At 69.1% G+C, this 6,724-nt stretch carries 8 protein-coding genes; 4 read left to right on the top strand and 4 right to left on the bottom strand.

The genetic code is table 11. The features are described from left to right. Positions 1 to 362 precede the first annotated feature (362 nt). On the bottom strand, positions 363 to 1,013 hold the full coding sequence (locus ACFZDA_RS25370) for a DNA-3-methyladenine glycosylase (RefSeq protein WP_391085711.1): 651 nt from the start codon (positions 1,011 to 1,013) through the stop codon (positions 363 to 365). Between the two features lie 144 nt (positions 1,014 to 1,157). Here ACFZDA_RS25370 and ACFZDA_RS25365 point away from each other — a divergent pair, with 144 nt between their 5' ends. The 3 genes from ACFZDA_RS25365 to ACFZDA_RS25355 all read left to right on the top strand — a co-directional run bounded on the left by ACFZDA_RS25365 (position 1,158) and on the right by ACFZDA_RS25355 (position 3,249). Then, a complete protein-coding gene (locus ACFZDA_RS25365; protein WP_086564115.1) occupies positions 1,158 to 1,940 on the top strand; it encodes a sporulation protein in 783 nt (260 codons plus the stop codon). 52 nt (positions 1,941 to 1,992) lie between these two features. After that, entirely contained in the window at positions 1,993 to 2,532 is a 540-nt protein-coding gene (locus ACFZDA_RS25360) for a YbhB/YbcL family Raf kinase inhibitor-like protein (protein WP_391085708.1), read from the top strand. Between the two features lie 210 nt (positions 2,533 to 2,742). Further along, on the top strand, positions 2,743 to 3,249 hold the full coding sequence (locus ACFZDA_RS25355) for an HNH endonuclease (RefSeq protein WP_391085706.1): 507 nt from the start codon (positions 2,743 to 2,745) through the stop codon (positions 3,247 to 3,249). A gap of 61 nt (positions 3,250 to 3,310) precedes the next feature. Here ACFZDA_RS25355 and ACFZDA_RS25350 read toward each other — a convergent pair whose 3' ends face one another. The 3 genes from ACFZDA_RS25350 to ACFZDA_RS25340 all read right to left on the bottom strand — a co-directional run bounded on the left by ACFZDA_RS25350 (position 3,311) and on the right by ACFZDA_RS25340 (position 5,736). Continuing rightward, positions 3,311 to 4,270 (bottom strand): SPFH domain-containing protein, encoded by a 960-nt coding sequence (locus tag ACFZDA_RS25350; RefSeq protein WP_391085704.1) that lies wholly within the window; start codon positions 4,268 to 4,270, stop codon positions 3,311 to 3,313. 131 nt (positions 4,271 to 4,401) lie between these two features. Further along, a complete protein-coding gene (locus ACFZDA_RS25345; protein ID WP_391085702.1) occupies positions 4,402 to 4,833 on the bottom strand; it encodes an NfeD family protein in 432 nt (143 codons plus the stop codon). A 105-nt stretch (positions 4,834 to 4,938) separates the two neighbouring features. Next, positions 4,939 to 5,736: an ATP-binding cassette domain-containing protein gene (locus ACFZDA_RS25340; protein WP_391085700.1), complete on the bottom strand. Its 798-nt coding sequence runs from the start codon at positions 5,734 to 5,736 to the stop codon at positions 4,939 to 4,941. 161 nt (positions 5,737 to 5,897) lie between these two features. On the opposite strand from ACFZDA_RS25340, the gene ACFZDA_RS25335 reads away from it, so the two are divergent. Beyond that, positions 5,898 to 6,683: a hypothetical protein gene (locus ACFZDA_RS25335; RefSeq protein ID WP_391085698.1), complete on the top strand. Its 786-nt coding sequence runs from the start codon at positions 5,898 to 5,900 to the stop codon at positions 6,681 to 6,683. The last annotated feature ends 41 nt before the right edge of the window (positions 6,684 to 6,724 follow it).

The following is a 6,724-nucleotide window of genomic DNA, read 5'->3' as shown; positions in this document are numbered from 1 at the left end:
AGTTCTCAAGGAACGGTCGCTTCCTTTGTACTCACCCTCTCGGGCTTTCCTCCGGGCGCTTCCCTTCGGTCTTGCGTTTCCGACTCTATCAGATCCTTTTCTCGATCCGATTCCCTGTCGACGGGATATGCCGGGCGGCCTTGGCTTTCGCTCGTCGGCCTTTCGACATTCACTACGTTAGCCGATTCGCCGTCCAACTCATAATCGAGTCCTTCGGCGTCGAATTCAGGCATGCGAGCACGCCGAATTCGCCCCTGCTGAGGGGGAGTCGTTAGGTAGTGGGTTGGCCGCTTCCGGCTGCTGGCGAATGCCGTACCCGGGTCAAGCGGCTCGGGCCACATTACGCATCTTGCGGGGACGCGTCAACTTCGGCGGCGCCTCGGGACATGGGCCCGATAGGGGCTCACCGTCGGATCGTTGGCGATCCAGAAGCGCCAGGGGTGGATGTCGCCGTTGCCCCCGTCGCCCGCGACTCCGGTGCGTGGACCGTTGCGGACCTGGTCACGGGGCGCGGGCGCCCCGGAGAAGACCTTCAGGGGGGTCGCACCGGAGGTGCAGGCGTCCGTGCCGTTCAGGGAGCGGTCCACGCCGAGGGCCGTCGCCAGTCGGGCCGGGCCTTTGGCCAGTTCCTTGTCGTTGCGGGCCGAGAGTCGACGGGCGCGGGCCAGTTCGGCGCCCTCGATGATCTCGCCGGCGCGGAGCAGGACCGCGCTCGCCTTGCCCTCAGGGCCGCACACCAGGTTCATGCAGAACCACATGCCGTAGGTGAAGTAGACGTAGACGTGCCCGGGGCGACCGAACATCACCTCGTTGCGGGCCGTGCGGCCGCGATAGGCGTGGGAGCCGGGGTCGTCCGCACCGTCGTAGGCCTCTACCTCCGTGAGGCGGAGGGCGATCGGACCGTCGGGGGTGGTGCGTACCAGGATGCGGCCGAGGAGGTCGGGGGCTACATCGAGGACGGGCCGGTCGAAGAACTCCCTGGGCAGGGGCGTACGGTCGGGGGTCGCGATCATGCCGTCCGAGGGTACTGGAGACGGGTCGTGCGGCGGGGTGGCCTCAGGGCACCGGCCTTGCCGGGTGAGGGCGTGGAACCGGCCACGGCCGGATCGCGTTTGTATGGATCAAGGATCCACCCGTAGTGGGCGAGAGGGAGAGACATGGCGTTCAAGAAGCTGCTCGCGAGCCTGGGGGCCGGCGGGGCTTCGGTCGAGACGGTGCTGCATGAGGTCAACGTCGTCCCGGGCGGTGTCGTCCAGGGTGAGGTGCGGATCCAGGGCGGTTCCGTGAACCAGCAGATCGAGGGGCTCTCGGTCGGGCTCCAGGCCAAGGTCGAGGTGGAGAGCGGCGACCAGGAGTACAAGCAGGACATCGAGTTCACGAAGTCCCGGCTGGGCGGGGCGTTCGAGCTGCAGGCGAACGCGGTGCACGCGGTGCAGTTCGGCCTGGAGATTCCGTGGGAGACGCCGATCACGACGATCGACGGGCAGGAGCTGCGCGCGATGCACATCGGGGTCTCCACGGAGCTGGAGATCGCGCGGGCGGTGGACTCCGGTGACCTGGACCCGATCAAGGTGCACCCGCTGCCGGCGCAGAAGGCGATCCTGGACGCCTTCATCCAGCTGGGCTTCCGCTTCAAGAACGCGGACATGGAGCGCGGGGTCATCCGGGGTACGCGGCAGAAGCTGCCGTTCTACCAGGAGATCGAGTTCTACCCGCCGCAGCAGTACCGGGGGCTGAACCAGGTCGAGCTGAGCTTCGTGGCCGACGCGCACGCCATGGACGTGGTGCTCGAGATGGACAAGAAGCCGGGGCTGTTCAGCGAGGGCAGCGACACCTTCCGGTCCTTCCAGGTGGGTCTCAACGACTACCAGGGGACCGACTGGGCGGCGTACCTCAACCAGTGGCTCTCCGAGGTCGGCAGCAAGCGCAACTGGTTCTAGGACACCCCCTAGGCTCGGGATCGACTGCAAGAACCGATCAGGAGGTACCGAGGTGACCGAGCTCAAGCGGCGGCCGCTCCCCCACGACTTCCATCCGCCCGTGCCGGCGTTCACGGTGACGAGCGAGGACGTCCGGGAGAGGGCGACGCTCAAGGACGCTCAGGTCTACGCGGCCGGCAACACCTCGCCGCAGCTGCGGTGGGAGGGCTTCCCGGCCGAGACCAAGAGCTTCGCCGTGACCTGCTACGACCCCGATGCCCCGACGGGCAGCGGGTTCTGGCACTGGGTGCTGTTCGACATTCCGGCGTCGGTGACCGAGCTGCCGGCGGGCGCGGGCAGCGGGAAGTTCGAGGGGCTGCCCAAGGGTGCGGTCCACGCCCGTAACGACTACGGCGGCAAGGAGTTCGGTGGGGCCGCGCCGCCGCCCGGGGACGGGCCGCACCGGTACGTGTTCACGGTGTACGCCGTGGACCAGGAGAAGCTCGGTCCCGACGCGGAGGCTTCGCCTGCCGTCGTGGGCTTCAACCTGCGGTTCCACACGATCGCGCGGGCTCAGCTGATCGGTGAGTACGAGGTGCCCGCCGAGAGCTGACGAGCCGCCCCCGCGATCCGGGCGTTCACGGAACGTTTGCCCGCTCCTGGTCTTGGAATTGATCAGGAGCGGGCATTTTTGTTGCCGGGGGCCGCGGGGGTCACCCCCCGTGGGAGCAGCAGATATTGCGTTGTCCATCTCGGCGTGCCCGGCCAGAGTTGATCCCAGCCCGCCAGGGGGTGGGCCGGTGCACACGGGAGGTGGGCTGGTATGCGGGACACGCTGGTACTCAACGCGAGCTTCGAGCCGCTGTCGACGGTGACGCTGAACCGAGCCGTCGTTCTGGTGCTTCAGGACAAGGCCGTCGTCGAGCAGGCCCACCCCGAACTGCGGATGCGGGGAGCGGCGGTCGACATACCGGCGCCCCGTGTGATCAGGCTCTGCCAGTACGTACGGGTGCCTTTCCGAAGACGAGCGCCGTGGTCGAGGCGGGGTGTGCTGGTCCGGGACCGGCACCGGTGCGCGTACTGCGGGAGGCGGGCGACGACCGTCGACCATGTGGTGCCGCGGTCGCAGGGCGGTCAGGACACGTGGCTGAACACCGTGGCCTCGTGCGCCGAGGACAACCACCGCAAGGCGAACCGGACTCCGGACCAGGCGGGGATGCCGCTGCTGCGACAACCGTTCGAGCCGACTCCGGCGGACGCGATGCTGCTGGCGCTGGGACAGGACGACTTCGACGCGCTGCCGGAGTGGCTGGCCCAGCCCGCGGCCTAGTCGACGGCGTGTGAAGGGGGCCCGCTTCCCTGGGAAGCGGGCCCCCTTCACACGAGTCGGGTCAGTCGATGGACGGCTTCTCGCGGCGTTCCTGGGCGGGGACGACGCCTCCGGACCCGCCGCCGTTGCCGCCGGAACCGCCGCCCATGCCGCCGAAGTTGCCCATGGCGCCGGAGAGGCCCTTGAGGGCGTCGCCGATCTCGCTGGGGACGATCCAGAGCTTGTTGGCGTCGCCTTCGGCGATCTTGGGGAGCATCTGGAGGTACTGGTAGGAGAGCAGCTTCTGGTCCGGGTCGCCGGCGTGGATGGCCTCGAAGACCGTACGGACGGCCTGGGCCTCGCCCTCGGCGCGCAGGGCGGCGGCCTTGGCCTCACCTTCGGCGCGCAGGATCTGGGACTGCTTCTCACCTTCGGCGCGCAGGATCTCGGACTGCCGGACACCTTCGGCCTGGAGGATCGCGGCGCGCTTGTCGCGGTCGGCGCGCATCTGCTTCTCCATCGAGTCCTGGATGGAGGTGGGCGGCTCGATCGCCTTGAGTTCGACGCGGTTGACGCGGATGCCCCACTTGCCGGTGGCCTCGTCGAGGACGCCGCGCAGGGCCGCGTTGATCTCCTCGCGGGAGGTCAGGGTCCGCTCCAGGTCCATGCCGCCGATGATGTTGCGGAGCGTGGTGACGGTGAGCTGCTCGATCGCCTGGATGTAGCTGGCGACTTCATAGGTCGCGGCGCGGGCGTCGGTCACCTGGTAGTAGATGACCGTGTCGATGTTGACCACCAGGTTGTCCTGGGTGATCACCGGCTGCGGCGGGAACGGGACGACCTGTTCACGCAGGTCGATGCGGTTGCGGATGGTGTCGATGAACGGGACCACGATGTTGAGGCCGGCGTTCAGCGTCCGCGTGTAGCGGCCGAAGCGCTCGACGATGGCCGCGCTGGCCTGTGGGATGACTTGGATCGTCTTGATCAGGGCGATGAAGACCAACACCACCAGAATGATCAGGACGATGATGACCGGTTCCATCGTCGTTCCCCGTACCCTTCTCCGCCTCGGCGACTTCGGCAGATCTCATGGTTGTCGAAGATCTTGCTGGTCGAGTCTGTCAGACCGTCGCGTAGCTGGCGAGGAGTTCACTCCAGTTACGTCTTGCGAGGTCACATGACGATCGCAGTGGCGCCCTCGATGTCCACGACGTCGACTTCCTGGCCTGCTTCGTACGCGCGGTCGGTGTCGAGGGCGCGGGCCGACCAGACCTCTCCGGCGAGCTTGATCCGGCCGCCGGAGGCGTCGACGCGTTCCAGTACGACGGCTTGTCTGCCCTTCAACGCGTCCACGCCGGTGGCGAGTTGGGGCCGCTGGGCGCGATGCCGGTTCGCGATGGGCCGTACGGCGGCGATGCCCGCGGTCGAGATGACGGCGAAGACGGCGACCTGGGCGACGGCTCCGCCGCCGAAGAGGCCGTTGACCACCGCGGCGCCGATGGCGCCCACCGCGAGCATGCCGAGTTCCGGCATCGCGGTGACCACGAGCGCGATGCCGAGCGCCGTCGCGCCGATGAGCCACCACAGCCATGCGTCGATGTTCACAAGGGCATGGTAGGTCGGACGCCCCTGTCGCCGACAGGGCGCCCGGCGTGTGAAATGCCCTTCTTGCTTTGGGATTTGTGTGGCGGACGCCCCTTGGGGGCCGGGTCAGGACAGCGGGAGGCCCTGTGCCGTCCAGCGTTCGCCCGCCTGTTCGACGACGAGCGGGAGGCCGAAGCAGAGGGAGAGGTTGCGGGAGGTGAGTTCGAGCTCCATCGGGCCGGCGGCGAGGACCTTGCCCTGGCGGATCATGAGGACGTGCGTGAAGCCCGGGGGGATCTCCTCGACGTGGTGGGTGACCATGAGCATCGAGGGGGCGATCGGGTCGCGGGCCAGGCGGCCGAGGCGGCGGACGAGGTCCTCGCGGCCGCCGAGGTCGAGGCCGGCGGCGGGCTCGTCGAGGAGCAGCAGCTCGGGGTCGGTCATGAGGGCGCGGGCGATGAGGGTGCGCTTGCGCTCGCCCTCGGAGAGCGTGCCGAACTTGCGCTCCAGGTACTCGCTCATGCCGAGGCGGTCGAGGAAGGCGCGGGCGCGCTGTTCGTCGATGTCCTCGTAGTCCTCGTGCCAGGTGGCGGTCATGCCGTACGCAGCGGTCAGCACCGTCTCCAGGACCGTCTGGCGCTTGGGCAGCTTGTCGGCCATGGCGATGCCGGCCATGCCGATGCGCGGGCGCAGTTCGAAGACGTCGGTGCCGGGCCTGCCGAGGGTCTCGCCGAGGATGGCGGCGGTGCCCGAGCTGGGGAAGAGGTAGGTGGAAGCGAGGTTGAGGAGGGTGGTCTTGCCGGCGCCGTTCGGGCCCAGGATGACCCAGCGCTCGCCCTCCTTGACCGACCAGGAGACCTGGTCCACCAGAGCCCGGCCCTCACGGACCACGGATACGTCCTGAAGCTCCAGAACATCGCTCATGAGCGCGTTGTCTCCCCTTGCAGTGTGGCCGGTCTCGGCTGTCGCGTAAGCCTGTGGCTCGGTCCGCCGCGCCGGTGGGCGCAGCCCTCCATGAAATCTACGCCACCGGTCGGCCCGGACATTCCCTCGGTCCGGTCCTTGGAGGGTCCTAGGGTGGGGACATGCTCACGGAACCGCGCGCTGGACGTCTCGCTGCATGGGGAAATGCCCTTTTGGCCGGACTTGTCTCACCAGATGACGCTGTGCTCGCCATCGTCGGCGAGGACGCGGTGCATCGGGTGGAGGGGCTGCCGGATGAGCCGGGCCAGGTCGGGCTGACGCTCGCACTGGGGCGGCTGCGGACGCTCGGGGTGTCCGGGCTGCGGGTGGCGCTGCCCGCGCCGGGGCATCCGCTGGGGCTGAGCGGGCCGCCGGAGTTCAACGCGCGGGCGCTGGAGGCCGAGGAGGCGGTGGTCTGTTACGGCGCCGCCTTGGGGTTGGTGCCGGACGTGTACGAGGCGGGGCCCGAGGGTGTGCGGGACGAGGTGGTGTGGCATGTGCTGCCGGTGCGGGAGGCGCCGCCGGCGGATGTGCCGTCGCTGGGTGAGGCGGAGCGGGAGCTGGCGGAGGCGCTCCGGGACGCGACGGATGTGCTGACGCGGCTGGATGTGGCCGGGTCCGGGCCGGTGGCGGAGGCGGCGGTCGATGCGTATCGGGCTCGGGCCGAGCGGGGGCGGGAGGTATTGGCGCCCGGGTATCCGTCGCGGGCCGTGCGGGTGCTGGAGTTGGCGCAGCGGGTGGGGACGCTCATCGCTGTGGCGACGGAGAGTGGGCACGGCGGTGCGGTGAGTTCGTCCGAGATGGCGGCGCGGTGGGAGGCGTTGCGGCCGGTGGAGCGGACGGCTCGGCGGGCGCAGGTCGCGGCGTACAACTCCGTTGTGGAGGAGCGGGAGCGGGGGGTGCGGTGACTGCCGGTTGTGAAGGTGCTCGGCCTCTGCGCCGGGGCCGG

It is taken from the genome of Streptomyces sp. NPDC007991 (assembly GCF_042958445.1).
GTDB lineage: Bacteria > Actinomycetota > Actinomycetes > Streptomycetales > Streptomycetaceae > Streptomyces.
This window is presented reverse-complemented; position numbering and strand designations above follow the sequence as displayed.